Source organism: Candidatus Nitrosotalea sp. FS, from assembly GCF_011319475.1.
In the GTDB taxonomy this organism is placed as follows: Archaea; Thermoproteota; Nitrososphaeria; order Nitrososphaerales; family Nitrosopumilaceae; genus Nitrosotalea.
Genome location: NZ_RCMC01000117.1, coordinates 1 through 1,625 on the forward strand (window position 1 = coordinate 1; position 1,625 = coordinate 1,625).

Annotated in this window: 1 protein-coding gene and 2 pseudogenes; all 3 read left to right on the plus strand. The window is 38.9% G+C overall.

Features of this window, described 5'->3' with window-relative positions:
• Window positions 1-519: pseudogene (locus DYY66_RS04400) on the plus strand (aspartate kinase); the annotation flags it as partial.
• 486 nt (window positions 520-1,005) lie between these two features.
• The coding region (locus DYY66_RS04405; RefSeq protein WP_309223966.1) for an aminotransferase class IV at window positions 1,006-1,465 on the plus strand (460 nt) is incomplete at its 3' end.
• Window position 1,466: 1 nt separating this feature from the next.
• A pseudogene (locus tag DYY66_RS14110) lies at window positions 1,467-1,625 on the plus strand (branched chain amino acid aminotransferase); the annotation flags it as partial.

The following is a 1,625-nucleotide window of genomic DNA, read 5'->3' on the forward strand; positions in this document are numbered from 1 at the left end:
ATGGGCAAGCCTGGAAAAATAACAACAATTGAGAGAAAACCTAGTGAAAAAAACGGCCATCCTCTAAAGATAGTCACAGGAAAGAAGAATTGCTCAATTGTTAGAATTGAGAAAGAGGCATCAGAAAGATTGTTCCATTCACTGGAGAGGGACAAGAGATACAGCGAATTTGTGGTCTTGTCTCCATTTACCAAAGATGACATTGAATTTACAAGGATATTGTTTTTAGATGGTGACTATGTCAAGCGCAATGAAAGGTACATTTTGGGATTTGATGCGTTGGCATCTATAACCTACAATAGAGGTGTTATCACTTTGATTGGAGATGAAATGTGGCGTGTTCAGCAAGTTGCATCAAAGGCAAGCTCAAGAATAGGCGAGGCAGGCCTGAACATACTCAACATGGATGCGCAGGAAGAAACATCACGAATCATCATAGTAATTGAGGACAGTGCAGACAGCATAGAAAAAGCCATCAGGACAGTCCATGCGGAAAGATCAAAAATAAAATTTGTTTAACGAAAAATAACATTAGTGAAATAATTTTTTATTTTATAAAATTACAACTACTGTTTTACTTTTTTCTTTTTCTGCGAGCAGCACGCTGGTCTGCCTTTCGCTTGTGTTTTCCTGTCTTTCTTGCAACCATATCGTAGTTTTGAGACAATACCATGATTTCTATCTTTTGTATTCTAAAACATGATAAACGTTTGACCCCTACAAGTCCATACCTGTAGGATGTCAAAGTTGGGTTTATTCTTGGGCCTCTTTATCTAGAATCAGCCCGGCGTTACCCAAAACACGCGCTATCACATTATACGATCAGGAAATATTTAGAGCTGATCTATATAGATCATGTATGGCCGTCGTTGATTGCTAATAGTACTAGAGCAATTCCAATCAATGCATACCACTTGAAGTTACGCCTCTCAAGAAACACATTCTTTGGATTGGGTTGCTCTTCTGTAGCCATACGAATTNTTACCAAACTCTATCCCACTTGATATGAAAGAGCAGGGCAAGATTTGGATGAATGGCAAACTTGTTGCATACAAGAATGCAAAGGTCCATGTCCTTACACACGCATTACACTATTCAACTGCAATATTTGAGGGGATCAGATGCTACAACACTCCTAGAGGCCCAATGGTTTTCAGACTACCAGAGCATGTTGAAAGATTATTCAAATCTGCAAAAATGTATTCAATGAAGATTCCTTATTCCAAGAAAGAAATTTCAGATGGAATAGTCAAGACAGTAAAGGCAAGCAAACTCAAAGAATGCTACATCAGACCTATTGCATATTATGGTCATGGAGTGATGGGTCTTACACCAACTCCAAACAAGATAGATGTTGCAATAGCTTGCTGGGAATGGAACACTGGTGAATCCAGTGCGGGAAAGATACAGGGAGCAAGATGTAAGGTATCAAGTTGGCTTAGAATAGATTCTAGATCACAGCCCANAGTAAAGGGAGCAAGATGTAAAGTATCAAGTTGGCTTAGAATAGATTCTAGATCACAACCCATGCAGGCAAAAGCTGCATCAAACTATGCAAATGCAGCATTAGCAAGAGTAGAGGCTCTAAGAGATGGTTATGATGAAGCAATCATGCTAAATTATCA